Origin of the sequence: Arthrobacter sp. MYb224, assembly GCF_002975455.1 — a bacterium.
GTDB lineage: Bacteria > Actinomycetota > Actinomycetes > Actinomycetales > Micrococcaceae > Glutamicibacter.
Genome location: NZ_PCPU01000010.1, coordinates 68874 through 87640, shown reverse-complemented (window position 1 = coordinate 87640; position 18767 = coordinate 68874). Strand labels below are relative to the sequence as shown.

Below are 18767 nucleotides of genomic sequence, written 5' to 3'. Positions count from 1 at the left end.
TCAGTTGCATCAGCATCGGTAGCGTCAGCATCAGTTGCATCAGCATCGGTAGCGTCAGCATCAGTTGCATCAGCATCGGTAGCGTCAGCGTCAGTTGCTTCGGTGTCAGCGTCTACAGCGTCAGTTGCTTCGGTGTCAGCGTCTACAGCGTCAGTTGCTTCGGTGTCAGCGTCTACAGCGTCAGTTGCCTCGGTATCGACAGCATCAGTTGCCTCGGTATCGACAGCATCAGTTGCCTCGGTATCGACAGCATCAGTTGCCTCGGTATCGACAGCATCAGTTGCCTCGGTATCGACAGCATCAGTTGCCTCGGTATCGACAGCATCAGTTGCCTCGGTATCGACAGCATCAGTTGCCTCGGTATCGACAGCGTCAGTTGCTTCGGTGTCAGCGTCTACAGCATCAGTTGCTTCGGTATCCGTAGCTTCGGCTGCTGCTCGAACCGCTGAGGTTCCCAAATCAACGCCGACGCCGGCCACATCAGGCAAGACGTCAATTGCCAAGGCAGTAACGTAGTTAAGCTCGCCCTCTGGTGCCGGAGCCACAATCTGGGCGGCGGCAGGTGAAGCTGCAGGATTGCTGATTTCCGAGCTCGCGATCGTGCCCTGCTCATTAATCGTAATTTCAAGAACGCCGGCCAAAAGTGGCTCGATTGCTCCATCAATAACTGGTGCGACTACATCGGTGACCAGTCCGTCAACGGTGCCCGGAAGAGCATTCACTAGACCGGTTACTGTCGACAATAGTGGAGCAGTCGTATCCATGACCAGTCCAACTACAGAGTCAAGGACTCCGCCTAGATCAATTCCGCCACCCAGGCCCGGTAGCAGGACCAGCGTATTGTTGACAGTGAAATTCTCGGTATTTCCATTCAGGAAATCACCCAGTGAACCACTGAGGTTGATGCCGCCGTCGACGAGGTCACCAAGTATTGCGACTTCGGCGTTCACATCTGCGGTCAAGGTGAAGGAAGCCTGATCGAGTACTTCATTCAGGGCAGTAGTAAGTTTGGTGGTGACACCTTCGAGAAGACCAGTCAGCTCTTCACTCACCTGCAGCGCTACGGCGTCGTCAAGCAATTTCGTGTTGGCTGGCTGATCGTTGAGCCCGCCGGTAATTGCCTTTGACAGGTCAAGCTGGACAGTACCTTCGCCAAGGTTCAGCGAAACCAGGCCGGACTCCGAAATCAGCTCTTCTGTCAACACACCGTTGAGAGTCGCTACGACGTCAGGAAGACCATCAATAGAAAGTGCAACGTTAGACAGGCCAAGTTCAGCCAAGCCCAAGTTAACATTTGCTGCATTCAGTGCGTCTACAATCTGCGGAACAAGACCTTCTGCGCCTACCAGCCCATTGAGCGCCTCGCCTGCGCCAGTGGTGGTGGCAGTCAAGGTATCGCTGAGGTCCGACAAAAGCGGGCTGTGCAGGTCTACGGTAGCCGAGGCGATCTGGTACTCGTGCGTCGGATCCGCGCCATCGGTACGCTCGGTAGTCGAACCAAGTGCGCCCAGTTGCAGTTCTGCAACGTCTAATACATCGGTGGTTACTCCATCGATGCCCAGCTGACCGAACAGCTTCGTCAAGTCGACCGTTGCTAAGTCACCGGAGCTGGTGTCAACGGCAAGGGCGCCATCTGCGCCCAATACGCCGGCGGATCCCTTGGCATGAGTCGCAGTATCGGCAATCGCGTAAGAGGACAGTGCGCCTGCTTGACCAAGGTCAAGCAATCCGCTGCCGTCGTCGCTGATTACTGGAAGATTGATGGTCGGCAGGGTTAGATCCACTGCGCCATTCAAGGCGGAAACATTCAGTGGATTCGCCTGCGCGGTTGACGAACTTGGGTTTGCTGAGTAGGAGTAACCAGCTTCCGCTAGGTCCAGGCCCAATCCGTCGACATTAATGACTTGGCCAAAGGCTTCCGAGTGATCCGCTGGCGCAGCAAGTGCGGCGGTAACGGTCGGGGCAACGAAAAGGCTGGTGACTACAGCGCCGGCTAGAACCCGACGAGCACCCTTGGCCTTCGTTCCCTTCTTCTTTGGCGGCAAATTAGTAGCTTGCACCGCTGTCCTCCAAGTTAGATGTTGTGATCTTTGGGTCATCAAAATGAAACCCAACTTTGACCCTATGCCGAGCAACCCCACACTCTCAGGTTTCTTTCAGCTAATTCTTTGCTAATTCAGGTTATTAATCTTGGCCACTTGGCTAAAAAATCTAGCTGATATGGGTTACCCGTCGGTAGCTGACATATACACTTCAATTGAAATTCATCAAAATTAGGTATTGACACCGCTTAGGTGGAGGTCCATTGTGAAAACCGTGTCTGATTTGAGACTTAACAGCCGACTGTCGGAGTGTTTTTTTAGCCACATGGCTATAGGATTACACTACAAGCAATGGATGAACTCATGTGGGGACATGAAGGGGCGATCTGTTGCACCTCAACCTGAGTATTTTCTGAATAAGGATGATGCCCCTTGCCCCCTATTCGAGTCCATTTGGCCGATAGCGATCATTTTTCGCGCGCAGGGATTTCCGCTGTTTTAGCATCGGCCAATGACATTACGATCGAGAAAATCTCGGACTCGATGCATGAAGCAGTGCAAAATGCCGTGAGCTTTACCCCGCACATCGTGATTCTTGAGTACTCACTTAGTGGCGCCGATATCCATCTCGCCATCCAGGATATTACGTCCCAAGCACCATCGACGAAGGTCGTGCTGCTCGCCAATTCATACGGGCGCGCGGAACTCGCGAAGGCCTACGAGTCGGGTAGTTCCGGACTGATTTCGAAGAATTCGATTAGCGCCGAGCTGCCCAGCGCGCTTCGCATGGTCGCCGCCGGCTATCAACTATTTGCCCAGCCCTCCGAAGGTTGGGAGAAGCCGCTGCGATTCGCCAGGCGATCCCAGAATCAAGCAATCATTGACAAAATGAGTGATCGCGACAGGCAACTCGTGCGTGGTGTCGCGTCAGGTATGACGAACATCCAGATTTCGCGATCAACGCACATCAGCGAAGGGTCGGTGAAATTGCATTTGGCCCGGATCATGGACGAGTTCGGCGTTTCGAACCGAGTTCAGCTGGCAGTCATCGCAGCAGAGACAGGGCTCATTACCTCAGCGGATCTGCTGACCGCTTAGTAGACGGTCCGCAGTTGGCTGGCTGGAATCCACATTTCTTCACCGTCGCGGTCGATCTGCCGCCAGGCACCCTGGCGGGCCACGATCACCACGGCGGTGTCGGCCTGCAAAATGCGCGCCAAAGAGTGGTGGTCTCCAGGTCCGCGTCGGGCATTGAGTTGAATGGTCGTCAGAGCCCGTTGGTTGGGAACCGCGATGAGCCCGCCCTTGGCCGGACGCGACGGCAAGGTCTGCAGATACATGCTCGGGACCCAGCCCAGCAGTTGGCCAAACTGGATTTGCGACCACAGTCCCTGTTGCAGCACCATCCGCACCTTGCTCGCCTGTTCGACGACTTTGAGTACCGGATATCCCGTGCCGCTGCCCTGGCGCAGATTGAGAGTCGCGGTGGTGAGATGAGTTGCCTCGATCAGCGAATAGCGCGAAAGCACCCGCGAACCGCTAGCTACTTCAGGATTGCCTTCAACGTTTTCTTCAAAGGCCGCCGGAATCGGTTCAAGATAGATATTCGGCAGCCACCCATAGATTCGGTGAACGTAAACGTGCGCCCAGGAGCCGCGCACTTCAACGAGCGCAAGTTCCGTTCCCGAGCTCAGATTGCTCTGCACAAGGTAGTGTCGCCCGGCACCCTTACGTAGTTTCAGCTCTGCCGTCGTGCGGTGCGTATGCGTCGGTGACGACGTCCGAGCCGAAGGATGCGGATAACCCAATTGGTTCACAACCACCTCGATATAGAAAAACTTAGAGAACCAGCAATTAGCTGATTCCCTAAGTTTATTTCATGTTTGAAGAGTTTTTATCTTCCTGAAGTTTTATTCGCCTGCCGACGTACGTGCCCCGAGCTCGCGGTCCAGTCGCAGAATGCCGCTGCCGTCGTCTCCGACGAGCTTGAGCCGGTCCAGAATCTCGGAAACGGTGGCCTCTTCTTCGACCTGTTCCTCGATGAACCAGTTCAGCATCGGGATCGAATCGATGTCGCCCTCGGTCTGTGCCAGTCGGTAGAGTTCCCGGATTGCTTCGGAAACCTTGCGCTCGTGGGACAGGGAAACGGTGAAAGCGTCGACAACGGTCTTGACGTTCATCACCGGTGCCGGCTGTTCGCCGATCTTAGGGCGGGCATCACGGTCGGTCATGTGAGTCATGAACTTCTCCGCATGCACTACTTCTTCGGCCGCCTGCGCACGGAACCAACCGGCAATGCCGGAAAGGCTCATAACGTCCATTTCCACTGCCAGCTGACGGTAAACGGTCGCAGCTGTCAATTCGAGAGTTAACTGAGTGTTGAAGGCCTCTGCCAGTTTTCCTGTAAGTTCCATGTCTACAGACTACGACTCATTTTCTTGCTTGTCACCGAAGTTCGGACACACTTATCACGAGGGTAATTAGCGCATACTTTAGCGTTGACCAGTAGTTAATTGAGCCGATGCTAACAAAGGCAAGGGCAACAACCACCTGGGTGCTACCTATTTCCCCAGCCCTGCGCGGCGCAGAGCTTCGGCCATGGCCGTATTGGCGCTGGCTGCCGGTGCGGCCTTCCGATTCCCCTCCTGGCCACGCTCGCCCCGCTTGCTTGGTCCGCCGTTGGACCGTGGCCCACCCTGACCGCGCGGTTTTGTCTGTTCTGGCGTCGTTTTCTCGCCCGGCAGCTCGTCGTCCAAACGCAAGGTGAGCGAAATGCGCTTGCGCGCCGCATCGACTTCGAGGACCTTCACCTTGACGATTTGTCCCGAGCTGACTACTTCGCGCGGATCGGAGATGTACTTGTTGCTCATCGCCGAGACATGGATCAGTCCGTCTTGGTGCACGCCCAAATCTACGAACGCGCCGAAGGCAGCCACGTTGGACACGGTGCCCTCCATGATCATCCCCGGCTTGACGTCGGAAAGTGTTTCCACGCCTTCACGCAATGCGGCCGTAACGAATTCGCCGCGGGGGTCACGCGCCGGACGGCGAAGTTCTGCAATGACGTCCCGTATCGTCGGCTCGCCGAACTGCTCGGTGGTGAAGTCGGCGGGGTTCAGCTCTTCTAAACGGCGTCCCTGGCTTTCGGCAGCCTGCTGCAGCTTATTGGCCAGCGCGTACGCTTCGGGATGTACCGAGGAGGCATCCAGGCGTTCCTTGCCACCGGTGATACGCAAGAAGCCGGCGCACTGCTCGAAGGCCTTGGCGCCCAGGCGCGGCACCTTCAGCAGCTCCTTGCGCGTGGCAAAAGCCCCGTTGGCGTTGCGGTGATCGACGATGTTCCGGCTGAGCAGGGGGCCTACGCCCGCCACGCGGGAAAGCAGCGCCGGGGACGCGGTATTTACGTCCACGCCGACCGCATTCACGCAGTCCTCCACGACAGCGTCCAAGGCACGGTCCAGTTTCGTGGCCCCCACATCGTGCTGGTACTGGCCCACTCCGATGGACTTCGGATCGATCTTGACCAGCTCGGCTAAGGGATCCTGCAGGCGCCGGGCAATGGACACCGCGCCGCGGATCGACACGTCCAGGTCCGGTAGTTCTTGACTGGCAAGTTCGGAGGCAGAGTAGACGGACGCTCCGGCCTCGGACACGATGACCTTGGACAGGTCCTTGCCGCCCAGTGCCTTGATGACCTCTGCGGCCAGGCGATCGGTTTCGCGTCCCGCGGTGCCGTTGCCCACGGCAATCAGCGAGGTACCGTGCTTCTGCGCCAATCTGGTCAGCGTCTTCACCGACTCGTCCCACCGATTAGCCGGGGCATGCGGGTAGATGGTGGCTATATCTACGACCTTGCCGGTGAGATCGACTACCGCGACCTTCACCCCGGTGCGCAGACCCGGGTCGAGGCCGAGCACCGCCTTGCTTCCCGCCGGCGCGGCCAGCAGCACATCGCGCAGGTTGGCCGCGAAAATCTTCACCGATTCATCCTCTGCCGCTTCGAAGAGGCGAGCGCGCAGATCGGATTCAAATCGCGTGAGCAGCCGGGCCTTCCATGCCAGGCGAACGGTCTGCGCCAGCCAGCTCGCGGCCGGGGCATCGGGGCTGGCGGAAATTCCGAGGGAGGAAGCGATGGCGTTTTCGTAGCCGGTACGGGCCGCGGCGAGCGCTTGCTCATCGCGCGGATCCGCCTCGGCGAACTGCAGTTTCAGCGCTCCGTCGCGTTCGCCGCGCAGCAAGGCCAGCACCCGGTGCGAAGGCAGCGAATCCAGGGTCGCCACATAGTCGAGGTAGTCCTTGTATTTACCTTGCGCCTCAGCAGTAGCGGCGGCCGCGGCGCTGGCCCCGATCTTGCCCGACTTCCACAGCCGCTCGCGAAGCTCGGAAGCCAAGGCGACATCCTGGGAAACCCGCTCGGTCACGATCGAACGGGCACCGGAAAGCACATCCAGCTCGGTGCCGAAGCCGGCTTCGACGTTGAGGTAAGCGGCCGCGGCCACCTGCGGATCGGTGCTCGGATCGCCAAGCAGCAAATCCGCCAACGGTTCCAGCCCAGCTTCACGAGCTATCTGCGCCTTGGTCCGCCGCTTGGACTTGAACGGAAGGTAGATGTCTTCCAGCTCGGCCTTGGTGGCAGCTGCCGAAATCGCGGCGTCAAGCTGATCGGTTAGTTTTCCGGCTTCGCTGATGGCTTCGCGGACCGTGACACGGCGTTCTTCGAGTTCTCGCAAGTACCGCAAGCGTTCTTCGAGCAAACGCAGCTGCGTGTCCGAGAGCATCCCGGTGACTTCTTTTCGGTACCTTGCGATAAAGGGAACCGTTGACCCCGAGTCCAAAAGTTCCACGGCCGCTTTGACCTGCCAGACCGCGACTTTGGAGTCTCCAGATAGTTCGGCCGCCAGCTGTTCAATGATCTTCTGCTCTGTGCTACTCACCGAACCATTGTGCCCCAAAGAGCTTAATCTTCAGATGATCAACTCGGTTCACACCCAGCAGATCCTAAAACTTGGACGCTAGACTTGCTAGCTATGGGGAATGTAGCAATTCGAAAGTCAGCCGCGATACTCGCCGTATCGTCGCTCATCATGGTGACCGCTGGTTGTTCCGTGCTGGAAGACACCGCCACGTCGGCTGCCACGCAGCTCACTGACGCTGCCGCCACGGAGATGGTCCGCCAGGCCTGTGCGCCGGTCCAGGATGGCAGCATAGATGCCGGAGAGCTGCGCGTACTCAGTTCCATCATCGGTTCGGTTGAAGGCGGCGGTTTGCCGCAGCCAATAGTCGATGTGCTCAAGGAACTGGCAAGTTCGGGAGACCAGGCGCCGCAAGCACTGCAAGATCGCCTGGTGCAGGCCTGCGATGATGCCAACGCAAACAACAACTAATCCCACGGTGATCTAGACTTTTGACCTATGGTCGAAATTCCCACCGGCGGTAAGGTCCGTCTTGACGCCTGGCTCTGGGCGGTGCGCATGTATAAGACTCGCTCGGCGGCAACCACCTCCTGCCGCGCCGGTCATGTTCGGCTCAATGGGGATCCGGTCAAGGCATCGCAGATCGTCGTTCCCGGGGACCGCATCCGGGTCCGTAAGGACGGCTGGGACCGGGACCTTGAGGTCACCGGGCTCATTTCTAAGCGCGTCGGTGCGCCGGTAGCCGTCAAATGCTATCTGGACCACACCCCGCCCCGCGAGAAGGTCGTCATCCCGCAGGTCCCGATCCGCGACCGGGGTACCGGGCGCCCCACCAAGAAGGACCGCCGCGAAATTGATCGCTTGCGCACCTCCTGGCAGGGACCCGAAGACTAAGTCAGCTCGATCGCTGGCACGTCCACCGCGAAGTCGAAGATCTGTGCATAGAACGACAGCGAGCTTTCTAGCGCCTTGATGATATTTGCCGACTTGCGGAAGCCATGCTGTTCTCCGGCAAACAGGATGTAGGCATGCGGAATCCCCCGCTTGGCCAACGCGTCGGCCACCACCTGTGATTGAGCCGGCGGGACCACCTTGTCCTCATCGCCCTGGAGAAGCAGCACCGGGCAGGAAATCTTCTCCACATGGTTGATAGGCGCCCGCTTTTCGTACAGCTCTGCCGCTTCCGGGTAAGGACCGACCAAGGAGAACATGTACTGGGATTCGAAGTCGTGGGTATCCTCCACCAATCCCACCAGGTCCGAGACGCCGTACCGGCTGATGCCGGCGGTGAAGACCTCGGAGAAGGTCAGCGCGCACAGCACCGTCCAGCCGCCGGCGCTGCCGCCTTCGATGCCGATCCTTGCCGGATCGGCAAGTCCCCGGGCGATGAGCGCCTTGATCACCGCTACGGTGTCCGCCACGTCGACTACACCCCACGCGCCACGGAGCCGGTTTCGATAATCCCGGCCATAACCGGTGGAGCCACCATAGTTCACGTCCACCACACCGATGCCCCGCGAGGTGTAGTAGGCAACGGTGGCGCTCAGCGTTGCGACCGCTTGGCTGGTTGGCCCGCCGTGCACGAAGGTGACATACGGGGGCAGTTCCCCTTCTGCTCCCGCAAAGCCTTCTTGGCGGGGCTTGTAGAGCAGCGCGTGGACCGCCTGGCCGGCCGCGTTGGCGCATTCAAATTCTTCGACTTCCGGAAGCATGGCGGGCTCTGGCAGCTCGGCGATCGACCGGGTCACCGACCGGTGCTCCAGGGTCTCCACGTTGATCAAGGAGATCTCTTCGCCTTGGGTCAGCGAAGAGGTGCCAGCCAACAGCCACCCATCTTGCAACGCCAGCGGACGCACCCGGGTGAAGGGCAAGGCGAGGTCTTCCAGTCCCCCGGTAATCGTATGCACCCGTGCCAGCTTGGTCGTGCCCGTTCCGTAGGAACACAACAGGGTCTGCTGATTTTCGTTCAGATACCATCCGGTGCCTACCTGCCACAGCGGACCTGCGAACTCTGCGGCACGGTCAACCAGACGCACGGTGCGCCCGGAACTGAGCTGGTAGGTGTAGGGATTCCACCATCCCGAGGCATCCGAGATGAAGGTCAGCCGGTCATCGTCGGTCCATTCGGGCTGCATGACCGAGACCTCCGGGCCTCCGGCGATCACCGAGCCCCGCAAGGTTCCCTGCTCGGTGTATTCGGCGAGGTGGAGTTCGGTCGCATCCCAGGGCATATCCGGGTGTTCCCAGCTGATCCACGTCAGATGCGTGGCATCCGGGCTCAGCCGCGGCCCGGCGACAAACCGCGCCGGAGTGCTGAGCAGTCGAATGGCCGCCAGATCTTCGCTGGCGCTGCCGTCCAGCGGAATTTCCACGATATGGCGCACCGGTTCGGCCCGCAGGTCTTCCATAATTGCCAGCACCTGGCCCGCCGGCCCCGGCACGAATTCTGCGAAGCGCAGTGCCGGATCGCCGTCGATCATGCTTGGCGGGGTCAGCGCCACCGGCTCTTCATTGGCCAGCACCTTCAAGTAGACGCGCTGGTCTTCGAAGTTTGCAAAGACCACCGCGGGGACCGCCCCTTCGAGCAGCAGCCAGCTGGCACCCCCGTACTCATGCACCCGCGAGCGCACGTTATACGGTGCCGCGATCAGCTGACGTCCCGCCGCGGCAGCGCTGCGCCCATACTCGACAAGGGTCACCCGTCCGCCCTCGGCAGGCAGGCCTTCCTGCACGATCAGCTTGTCTCCGAAGAAGCAGGCTCCGCCGAGCGGTTTAGTGCCAGCCGCTACTTGCGCAGCTGAGATGGTCGAGGGCCAGGAACCAAAGGGCATGTGCTGAAGCATGTGTTCGATCCTAGTCATATTTCGGGCCAGGAACGACCCTCGACAAGCGCTAACTCGGTGCGCTTGGATGGAGCCATGGCAAAGTTCGTATTGTTCTTGCGCGGGGTTAACGTCGGCGGCGTCAAAGTTTTGATGAAAGATCTCGCGACACTGCTCGGCGAGGCCGGCTACGGCCCGGTTAAAACCGTGCTCGCCAGCGGCAATGCAATCCTCGACGCGCCGCACGGCGCGGCGCCCGAGCTGCGTGCGCACTGCGAGCAATTGCTGGCCGACTACTACGGCCGCCCCATTCCGGCGCTGGCTTTCAGCGCCGCCGAAGTCCATGAACTCGCCGCCGACTTCCCGGTGCCGGTGCCCGCGGCAGCTGCCGAGTTCCACCGCTACCTGACCCTGTGCGCCAGTGAGCGCGATGCCCAGGAACTATATGCCGCGGCGGCCCAACTCGCCGATGCTACGGTGGTGGCGGTGCGCGCCAGGAGCTTGTGCTGGATCAGCCCAAAGGGCCAAAGCCTTGAAACCCCGGTTTCGAAACTTGTCACCGCGCAGGCGCGCCAGCGGATTATCACCACGCGCAACCTGAATACCTTAGTAAAACTTTCCACGATTATTCGCGCGCAGGAACTCGGAGAATAATAAGCTCTGCATCTGCTTCCACTCCAACTCGCTGAGGGCCACTACATGCTCATTGTCATCGAACTCGTTGGCATTTTCTTTTTCGCCGTCGCCGGCTCGTTGATGGCCGCGCGCCGCGGTTTTGACATGCTCGGTTCGGTATTCCTCGGCGGCGTCACCGGCCTGGGCGGCGGCGTGGTGCGCGACCTGATCCTGAACGAGTCCCCGGCCACCTTCGGGCATCCCATTTATTTCCTGCCGCCGGTGCTGGCCGCGTTGCTCGTTTATGGCTTTACTCCCGCCATCCAAAAACTTCACCGCCTGGTGCTGGTCTTCGATGCCGCGGGACTGGGCTTGTTCTGCATGACCGGCACACTCAAGGCCCTGCAGCACGATTTTAATCCGGTCACCGCGGTGCTGCTAGGGATGATTACCGGGGTGGGCGGCGGGCTGATGCGTGATGTCATTTCCAATGTCACCCCTGATTTGTTCAACCCGCGGGACATCTATGCGATCCCGGCGATGATCGGCGGCATCCTCACCGCGGTGTGCTGGAGCTTTGAGCTCTTCAACCCCATGGTCGGCGTGGGCATCGCGGCGCTGACCTTTGCCACGCGGCTGGCCTCGCTGAAGTTCGGCTGGCGCATCCCGCTGGCGGCCGGACACTGGCACCGGCCTACCCCGGGATCCCCACCGGAGAACGGACCGCAACGGCATTTCTAGTTCCGCCTAGTCCACGCGTTCGAGCTTGCCCTCGTTTTCGGCACCCGGCGCGCTGTCCTCGATGGTGCGCGATGGATTGATGATCACCGCTCCGAGCAGCATCACCACGATGCACACCCCGAGCATCGAGAAGGCCACGCCCCAGGATCCGCTGGCCTGCTGCACGACGCCAAAGAGCATCGGAACGATGGCGGCGCCGGCATAGCCCAGGCCCTGGGCGAAGCCCGAAAGCACGCCCGAACCGTAGGTGGTGCGCGAGCGCAGGTTCATCATCAACAGCGCAATGGCGAAGGTGCCCTGGCCCAGGCCCGCCATCGACACCCAGAACCAGGTTCCCTGGGTCGGGGAAAGATAGATTCCGAGGTGGCCGGTAATCCAGCAGGCGGTGAACACGCCCACCGCGATGATCGGGTTCTTCAAGCGCGGAACCCACAGCGGGACCAGCAGTGCCACCGGCAATCCGAGGATCGCGAAGAGCGCGAGCATATTTCCGCTGGCCGCCTCGTCCAGGCCCTGGGCGTACAGGTACGGCGGCAGCCAGGTGAAGTACACATAGGTCTGCGCTGAGTTGCCGGCAAGGAAGATGGCCAGCCCCCAGGCGACCTTGGACTTCCACGGGTTGATCCGCGCGATCTCGTGTCCCCCGGCCGCCGGCAATGCCGCCTCCGGGCGCTCCACGCGGCGGTCCGCAAACAGCTGCATCATCCAGGGGATCAGCACGATCCCGGACAACAGGGCCCACGAGCCGATCGAGGTCTGCCAGCTGCCGACATTGGCGAAGGGAACCGAGAATTGCGGCGCCAGCCAGGTGCCGATGGCGATCATCGTGACGTATCCGCTGGTGACAACGCCGATGCGGTCCGGGAAGTATTTTTTCACCAACGGCGGCAGCACCACGTTGCCCATGCCGTAACCGGCCAGGGTGACAATGGACAAGGCCAGGAAGGGATAGACATTGGGCATCAATGGCCGTGCCAGCTGTCCGGCCACGGCCAGCGCGACCGCGATGACCAGCGTACGCTCCAGGCCCCAGAGCCGAATCAGCCGCGGGGTCAACAGCCCGAAGACGGCGAATGAGATCGGTGCCAGCATGGCCAGCAGCCCGGTGGTGAATTCGGTGAACTCGATATCTTCTTGGATGCGGGCCAGCAGCGGCGGCACGGACACTACCGCCGCGCGCAGCGACAGGGCCATCAGCAAGATGCCAAGCAGCGCCCCGATACGGCCTTTGAGCCGGTTCCTTGTGCCGTCTTCGGCCATGTGACACATCCCTGCAGAATTATTCGTTGAGTTCTTTCAACTTTTTGAGTTGCGGGACCAATTCTAGTAATTCTTTGAGCCGACCCTCAAAATTGCTTTGATACCAGGAGCCGGGCATGGCCAGATGCGCATAGAGCCCCTCGCCAATCAGGATGACCAGATGCGCGATCGCCGGGTCCCCCACTTCGTCGAGGATTAGCTGCAGCCACCGGGCGTGCACGTCCTCGAGCATCGCCGCGGCGCTGCCGACTCCGGCCTGCGCCAGGCGCTGCACCGCGACCAGATGGCGGTCCAATTCGGTGTCGACTTCCGCCGAGGTCTGCACGTAATAAACCGAGGCGCCCTCTGCGGCCTCGTGCATCCGATCGAGATCCAGTTGGACGTGCTCCTCGGTGGACTCGATCACCCCGGCGGCGAGCGCTTCCTTCGAGGCAAAGTGGTAAAGCAGTCCGCCTTTTGAAACTCCTGCTCGTGTCGCGGCGGCTTCGAGGGTTGCCGCGCGTTCCCCTTCTTCGCAGAGCAGCGAGATATAAGCATCCAGTACCTTCGTGCGTGCCGCAGGTGGACGGGCCATGAGTCTCCTTAGGATTTTAGACGGTGACGGATTTAACCTTACATTCGATGGTAACTATACCAACCGGACGGTATAGTTACTCTTGAGGGTGAAACCACACCCCAATTTCCTACGCACTAATTTCAAAGGCCAATCCCATGAGCTCACAGATCACCGAACGCGCCTCCACGCTGAGTCGTTCGCGCCGCTGGGCCGCTCTGACCGTACTGCTTTTCCCGGTACTACTCGTCTCCGTGGACAATACGGTGCTGTCATTCGCGGTTCCCGCCATCTCGGGTGCGCTATCGCCTAGCGGTACGCAACTGTTATGGATCATCGACATCTACCCACTGATCCTCGCGGGACTGCTGGTCCCCATGGGCTTCCTGGGTGACCGGATTGGCCGACGCAAGGTGCTGCTGATCGGTGCCACGGGATTCGCGCTGATCTCCGCGTTGGCGGCCTTCGCCACCGACGCTTTCCAGCTGGTGCTCGCCCGCGCCCTGCTCGGTATTTTCGGTGCCATGCTGATGCCGGCCACGCTCTCCTTGATCCGCAATATCTTCCCGGACGCCAAAGAACGCCGGACCGCGGTTGCCATCTGGGCCAGTGCGTTCTCCGGCGGAGCGGTCCTCGGCCCCATCATCGGCGGACTCCTTCTGGAGCACTTCTGGTGGGGTTCGGTCTTCCTGCTGGCAGTTCCGATGCTGCTGCCGCTGCTCATCGGCGGCCTGCTGCTCCTGCCCGAATCCAAGGACCCGAATCCCGGGCGAGTCGATCCGCTGTCCATCGTTTTGGTCATCTTCACCTTGCTGCCCTTCGTCTACGCGATCAAGTCCTTCACCTCCGAGCCGCTGTACGTGGTCATTGGCGCCGTAGCGCTCTCCGTTGCCAGCGGGGTGGGCTTCGTGCGCCGGCAGCTGGCCGCCGCCAACCCGATGATCGACGTGCGCCTGTTTTCCAATGCCGCGTTCTCCGGAGCGCTGACGGTGAACCTGATCGGCGTCTTCTCGCTGGTGGGCTTCATCTACTTCGTTTCCCAGCATCTGCAGCTCATCGCCGGGTACAGCCCGCTCGATGCCGGCCTGCTGATGACCCCGGGCCTGGTCTTGACGATGGTCTTCGGCCTCGTCTCGGTCCCGCTGGCCGCGCGCTTCGGCGCACCGGCCATCATGGTCGGCGGCCTGATGCTTTCGGCCGTGGCCTACGCGGTGGTCGTTTTCGCCGGCTCTTCCGGAGATGTCTTCTGGCTCATGGCGGCCTTCTGCGTCCTGGGAATCGGGGTGGGCATGTCCGAGACCCTGTCCAATGACATGGTGCTCACCGCGGTGCCCGCCTCGAAGTCGGGGGCGGCCTCGGCAATCTCGGAAACCGCCTATGAGGTCGGAGCGGTGCTCGGGGTGGCCGTGCTCGGCACCATTTTGAATACCGTCTATGCCGCGCAGCTCAAGGTTCCGGAGGCGCTCGACGCCGCGGCGACCCAAGCGGCCGTGGAAACCCTGAGCGGCGCGCACCAGATTGCGCAGGGGCTGCCCGCCGATCAGGCGCAGGCGCTTTTGGCCTCCGCGGCCCACGCTTTTGACCACGGGGTGCTCATCACCTCGAGCATCGCGGCGGTGCTGGCCCTGGTCGCCGCAATCGTGGTGGCTCGAATCATCAAACCCGCTACTCGGTAAACGATTTGGGACACTTTCCGAAAATCTAGATTAATTAGGTCAAAGTTATTCAAAAGTTGCGAATCTCGACGTAGGCTAGGCAGTGTAGTTCCAAAGTAATTCGCGAAGAACCCTTTAGAAGTTTGTGAATGTCGATCCGCATGGTTGGCGCGAACCCCTTCTAGACGTGAAGTGAATGACTTGGCTGCTTCGTAGGACGAGGGAACTTCGGTTTCAACGTCTCTCGTGGATTACAACCAAGCTCACCAAAAAATCGGTGAGGAACGTCTGAAAGGACCAAATAGTATAATGGCAACCGGTATCGTCAAGTGGTTTAATGCTGAAAAAGGCTTCGGCTTCATCGCTCCAGACAGCGGAGATCCTGACGTCTTTGCTCACTTCTCCGCCATCCAGACCCAGGGCTTCCGTACCCTGGAAGAAGGCCAGAAGGTTGAGTTCGAAGTAGTTGAGGGCCCTAAGGGTCTTCAGGCAGCGGACATCCGCGGACTCTAAAGCGTCTTAGGCGAATAGCCCCTAGACATTAGCGTCAACGGCGTCTTCCCGGAATTATCCGGGAAGACGCCGTTTTCACGTTTATCGGGCTTCACGGAATAGTCCCGCACCTCGGTGGGTTGTACTAACCGTGAAGCTTTCGATTCTGGACCTTGCCCCGGTTGCACCTAATAGCACCATTTCCGACTCTTTCAAGTCATCTGTACGCCTCGCTCAGCTTGCTGAGCGCACCGGCTATGAACGTGTTTGGTACGCCGAGCACCACAACATGCCGACCATCGCCTCCAGCGCGACCTCCCTGTTGATCAGCCACGTGGCCCACCACACCGAACGCATCCGTTTGGGTTCTGGCGGCATCATGCTCCCCAACCATTCGCCGCTGGTGATTGCCGAGCAATTCGGCACCCTGGCCGAGATCTTCGGCGATCGTATCGACCTGGGAATGGGACGCGCCCCGGGCACCGATATGACCACCTTGCGCGCACTGCGGCGCGACGCCTCGTCCGCCGACTCCTTCCCGCACGATGTGCTGGAGCTCCAGGCCTATCTCGCCGGCGAGTCACGCATCCCGGGTGTGCAAGCCATCCCGGGGGCGGGCACCAACGTTCCGCTGTACATTCTGGGCTCCTCGCTCTTCGGCGCGCAGCTTGCCGCGCAGCTCGGCCTTCCCTACTCCTTCGCCTCGCATTTCGCCCCGGCGGCCTTGCAGCAGGCGGTCAAGACCTATCGCGAGCAGTTCAAGCCGTCGGCCCAGCTGGCCGAACCATATGTCATTGCCGGCGTCGGAGTGATTGCCGCCGAAAGCGTGCAGCACGCCCACGAGCTCAAGGTGGCCTCCGAACGCCACCGCGTCGCGTCCTTCTTGGGCCGCAACGCAAAGAAGGAATTCACCGAAGTCGAACTCGACATGGTGATGGATACCCCGCAGGCCGAACAGATCCTGGACATGATGCGCTTCACCGCCATCGGAACCGGGGATAACGTGGCCGAATACCTTGCCGATTTCGCCGAAACCGCCCAGGCGGACGAGCTGATCACCGTGCACCACCCATTGCTCGAAGAGGACCGGTTGAATTCGGTCAACCTCACCGCACAGGCCTGCCGGTTGGTTACCGCGAGCTGATGCGCACCGGGCCGGCAATCTCGTCGTCGGCCTAGCGCCACAGCGATCCGCCCCGAAAGGAACCGGCCACGCACCATAGCGGTGCCTGGCCGGACGCCGGGGTGGATTGCTTCTGTTTTAACGCCCCCGTGGTAGCCGCGCGGTCCGCGCGGCCGGGCGGAGAGACGGAAGCACTCAGCGATTCTGGGCTATGCCCGAGCGGTGCGGTCCTTCGCCAATGAGGCCACGGACCACCCGGTGAGGAGCAGGGCCAGCAGCGCGCAGAGCACGCCGAAGACCAGAATGCTCAGTTCCTGGCCATAGACCCCTACCGCCCAACCCAAGGCAATCACCGGCAGCGCGCTGCCGAGGTAGGTCACCAGGTAGATGGTCGACACGGTCTGGGCGTGCAGGGAGGCCGACACGGCATTAACCGCACCGCTGAACGCGGTTCGGAACGCGATTCCCTGCCCCAGGCCGATCAGCGCCAGCGCCAGCATGGCCAACCAGAGCGAACCGAGCTCGGCGGCCACCACGAGGCCAATGGTGCTGGCGGCCAGCACCACCAAGCCGAGCGGCAGCAGGCGCTGGCCGCCGCGGATCACTACCTGGGACAGCGCCGAGATCCCCAAGGGAAGACCCGCAACCAGTCCGATCACCGGCAGCGAGGTCAGCTCGAAAACCTGCGCGAAATAGCCCGGAGCCAAGGACAAGGCGAAACCGAACACGGCAAAGCTCAAGAAACCGACCAGCGCACCCATCCAGAATTTGGCTCGCGCCTCGCGCGGGATCCCCAGCCGGCGCGGGGCCAGCGCGCGGTGCCGTTGCCCGCGCTCGGCCATGGCAATCGCCGGGCGCGCCTGCAGCGCGACCAGTGGAATGAGCGTTGCGAGCAGCAGCACCGCTTGCACGGTGAACACCGTGGTCCGTCCGCCGGGCAGCAAAGCCAGCACGCCGCCGAGCAAGGGGCCGAAGGCCACGCCTCCGGAGGAGGCCAGCAGGGTGAAACGCGAGGCCCATTCTGGTTTATGCGGCAGCAGCTCGCGCAGCGCCGCGGCGCTGGCTCCGGTGGCCAGAGCCACCCCGGCGCCCTGCAGGCCGCGGCCGAGGCACAGTTCCCACAGGGTTGAGGCCGCACCGAAGCTCAGCGTGCCCACCAGCGAGACGATGATGGCGAGCACCAGCGCGGCCCGGCGGCCGATGTGATCGGACCAGTGGCCCACGATGGACAGGAAGAACATCAGCGAACAGACGTAGCTGGCGAAGGCGATGGTGGTCCCCATGGCGCCCAGGGAAAGTTCGGCCTGCAGCTGCGGGTAGAGCGGCGTTGCCAGATTCGCGCCCACCAGCAAGGTGAAGCTCACCAGCACGGTGATGCTCAGCCGCGTGGTGGTGCCCGGGTTCCAGGTCAGTGGCCTGGTTCGAGCCGGCTGCATGCGCAGTTCGCTGATTACCGACATGGGGTCTCCCAAAAAGGCGGGTGGTCCAAAGGAGGTCGCCAGGTTGTTGCACTCAAAGGTTTTTAGCGGTGGGGTTGCTCGTTACCCCACCGGCTAGTTGAGCGATCTGTAAGAAAATGTCTACTGATCTAGATCGTTCACTCATAAATATCCGCTAAAGAAGGATAGTTCGGCTCAAAACTTGTTAGAGTTTGAGCAAAATAGTCAAAAACTTGGCCCCCGCGGGTCCTAGGAGTGAGCAAATGGTGCGTTTGGATGACGTCGATCTGAAAATTCTCTTGGCGTTGATCCGGGATCCGCGGATCCAGATCTCCGATCTCGCCGACGAAGTCGGCGTGGCCCGCAACACCGCCCAGTCGCGCCTCCGCCGCCTGCAGCGCGCGGATGTGCTGCGCGAAGGCGGCCGAGACCTCGACCTGGCAAAACTCGGCTACGACGTGCTGGCCTTCGTCACCTTGGAAGTGCTGCACCGCGACCTCGATACCGTGGTGACCTCGCTGCGGCAGATTCCCAACGTGCTGGAAATCCACGAAACCTCCGGCCGTGGAGATGTCTGGGTGCGGCTGATCGCTACCGATACCCACCAGCTGCAGTCCGGGCTGCGGCAGATCCTGCGGATCAAGGGGGTCACCCGATCCGAAACCACCTTCGCGCTCCACACCCACCTGGCCTACCGGGCCGCTCCGCTGCTGGAGCACTACGCCGAACACAATCACTGAGCAGCGCGAAAATACAAGTCTTTCCTTGTGCGCCTTCCCGGCCTAGGCTGTGATTACGAGAAGTCATGAGGGATAACCCCGGCTCTCGTCGGGTCCCTCGCATTCTGTGGAGGAGTACGTGATGACCAAGGATTTTGAACCAACCGACTTCGCACCCGAATACGGGAACGACATCTACGAGCCCGACGACGGCCGCGATTCGCAAGCCTATGAGGGCTCCAGCGATTCGCCCGAAACGATGCGGAACATCGACCCGTTGGCTACACGCGCCTACCTGCTCGATGACGATCTGGAAACCGAGGCGCAACTGGATAACGAATTCACCGAAGAGTCCAATGCCGACGAAGATGAGGACTAGCTCACTGACTAAGC

Annotated in this window: 18 protein-coding genes (1 of these 18 only partly in view); 10 read left to right on the top strand and 8 right to left on the bottom strand. The window is 60.8% G+C overall.

Annotation, left to right across the window (positions count from 1 at the left end; translation table 11 throughout):
- Positions 1-2060: the 5' portion of a choice-of-anchor G family protein gene (locus CQ017_RS17945; protein ID WP_181150573.1), read on the bottom strand. 427 nt of this gene lie to the left of the window's left edge; the window shows 2060 of its 2487 coding nt (coding positions 1-2060); it begins with the start codon at positions 2058-2060; its stop codon lies off the left edge, out of view.
- Between the two features lie 435 nt (positions 2061-2495).
- Here CQ017_RS17945 and CQ017_RS15945 point away from each other — a divergent pair, with 435 nt between their 5' ends.
- Positions 2496-3140, top strand: coding sequence for a response regulator transcription factor (locus CQ017_RS15945; RefSeq protein WP_181148607.1), 645 nt, complete (start codon positions 2496-2498; stop codon positions 3138-3140).
- On the opposite strand, the gene CQ017_RS15940 is transcribed toward CQ017_RS15945, so the two are convergent.
- From CQ017_RS15940 to CQ017_RS15930, 3 genes are all read right to left on the bottom strand, one after another.
- Positions 3137-3748: an SH3 domain-containing protein gene (locus CQ017_RS15940; protein WP_096286779.1), complete on the bottom strand. Its 612-nt coding sequence runs from the start codon at positions 3746-3748 to the stop codon at positions 3137-3139. The genes CQ017_RS15945 and CQ017_RS15940 overlap by 4 nt on opposite strands.
- 204 nt (positions 3749-3952) lie before the next feature.
- Positions 3953-4456 (bottom strand): ferritin, encoded by a 504-nt coding sequence (locus tag CQ017_RS15935; protein WP_096286777.1) that lies wholly within the window; start codon positions 4454-4456, stop codon positions 3953-3955.
- A 147-nt stretch (positions 4457-4603) separates the two neighbouring features.
- The gene (locus CQ017_RS15930; RefSeq protein WP_105554558.1) at positions 4604-6976 is read right to left on the bottom strand and encodes a Tex family protein; all 2373 of its coding nucleotides are present in this window, start codon (positions 6974-6976) and stop codon (positions 4604-4606) included.
- 93 nt (positions 6977-7069) lie between these two features.
- Between CQ017_RS15930 and CQ017_RS15925 the strand changes: the two genes are divergently transcribed.
- Positions 7070-7426, top strand: coding sequence for a hypothetical protein (locus tag CQ017_RS15925; RefSeq protein ID WP_096286773.1), 357 nt, complete (start codon positions 7070-7072; stop codon positions 7424-7426).
- A gap of 27 nt (positions 7427-7453) precedes the next feature.
- Entirely contained in the window at positions 7454-7849 is a 396-nt protein-coding gene (locus tag CQ017_RS15920) for an RNA-binding S4 domain-containing protein (RefSeq protein WP_105554521.1), read from the top strand.
- Here the strand turns inward: CQ017_RS15920 and CQ017_RS15915 are convergent.
- Entirely contained in the window at positions 7846-9798 is a 1953-nt protein-coding gene (locus tag CQ017_RS15915; RefSeq protein WP_105554520.1) for a prolyl oligopeptidase family serine peptidase, read from the bottom strand. The genes CQ017_RS15920 and CQ017_RS15915 overlap by 4 nt on opposite strands.
- A 75-nt stretch (positions 9799-9873) precedes the next feature.
- On the opposite strand from CQ017_RS15915, the gene CQ017_RS15910 reads away from it, so the two are divergent.
- The gene (locus CQ017_RS15910) at positions 9874-10431 is read left to right on the top strand and encodes a DUF1697 domain-containing protein (RefSeq protein WP_096286767.1); all 558 of its coding nucleotides are present in this window, start codon (positions 9874-9876) and stop codon (positions 10429-10431) included.
- A gap of 45 nt (positions 10432-10476) precedes the next feature.
- On the top strand, positions 10477-11133 hold the full coding sequence (locus CQ017_RS15905; protein ID WP_096286765.1) for a trimeric intracellular cation channel family protein: 657 nt from the start codon (positions 10477-10479) through the stop codon (positions 11131-11133).
- Between the two features lie 6 nt (positions 11134-11139).
- On the opposite strand, the gene CQ017_RS15900 is transcribed toward CQ017_RS15905, so the two are convergent.
- A complete protein-coding gene (locus CQ017_RS15900; protein ID WP_096286762.1) occupies positions 11140-12393 on the bottom strand; it encodes a CynX/NimT family MFS transporter in 1254 nt (417 codons plus the stop codon).
- Positions 12394-12412: 19 nt separating this feature from the next.
- Positions 12413-12967 carry a TetR/AcrR family transcriptional regulator gene (locus tag CQ017_RS15895; RefSeq protein WP_096286760.1) on the bottom strand — a complete coding sequence of 185 codons (555 nt, stop codon included), beginning with the start codon at positions 12965-12967 and terminating at the stop codon, positions 12413-12415.
- 137 nt (positions 12968-13104) lie between these two features.
- Here CQ017_RS15895 and CQ017_RS15890 point away from each other — a divergent pair, with 137 nt between their 5' ends.
- The 3 genes from CQ017_RS15890 (at position 13105) to CQ017_RS15880 (ending at position 16237) form a co-directional block, all read left to right on the top strand.
- Positions 13105-14622 carry an MFS transporter gene (locus CQ017_RS15890; RefSeq protein WP_105554519.1) on the top strand — a complete coding sequence of 506 codons (1518 nt, stop codon included), beginning with the start codon at positions 13105-13107 and terminating at the stop codon, positions 14620-14622.
- 288 nt (positions 14623-14910) lie between these two features.
- Positions 14911-15114, top strand: coding sequence for a cold-shock protein (locus CQ017_RS15885; protein WP_096286756.1), 204 nt, complete (start codon positions 14911-14913; stop codon positions 15112-15114).
- Between the two features lie 130 nt (positions 15115-15244).
- A complete protein-coding gene (locus CQ017_RS15880) occupies positions 15245-16237 on the top strand; it encodes an LLM class flavin-dependent oxidoreductase (RefSeq protein ID WP_105554518.1) in 993 nt (330 codons plus the stop codon).
- Positions 16238-16425: 188 nt separating this feature from the next.
- Here CQ017_RS15880 and CQ017_RS15875 read toward each other — a convergent pair whose 3' ends face one another.
- Complete coding sequence (locus CQ017_RS15875; protein WP_105554517.1) at positions 16426-17676, bottom strand: MFS transporter; 1251 nt, start codon at positions 17674-17676, stop codon at positions 16426-16428.
- Between the two features lie 242 nt (positions 17677-17918).
- On the opposite strand from CQ017_RS15875, the gene CQ017_RS15870 reads away from it, so the two are divergent.
- Together CQ017_RS15870 and CQ017_RS15865 are read left to right on the top strand one after the other, a co-directional pair.
- Positions 17919-18395: an Lrp/AsnC family transcriptional regulator gene (locus CQ017_RS15870; RefSeq protein ID WP_096286750.1), complete on the top strand. Its 477-nt coding sequence runs from the start codon at positions 17919-17921 to the stop codon at positions 18393-18395.
- A gap of 121 nt (positions 18396-18516) precedes the next feature.
- Positions 18517-18753, top strand: a complete 237-nt coding sequence (locus CQ017_RS15865) for a hypothetical protein (protein WP_096286748.1) — start codon at positions 18517-18519, stop codon at positions 18751-18753.
- The last annotated feature ends 14 nt before the right edge of the window (positions 18754-18767 follow it).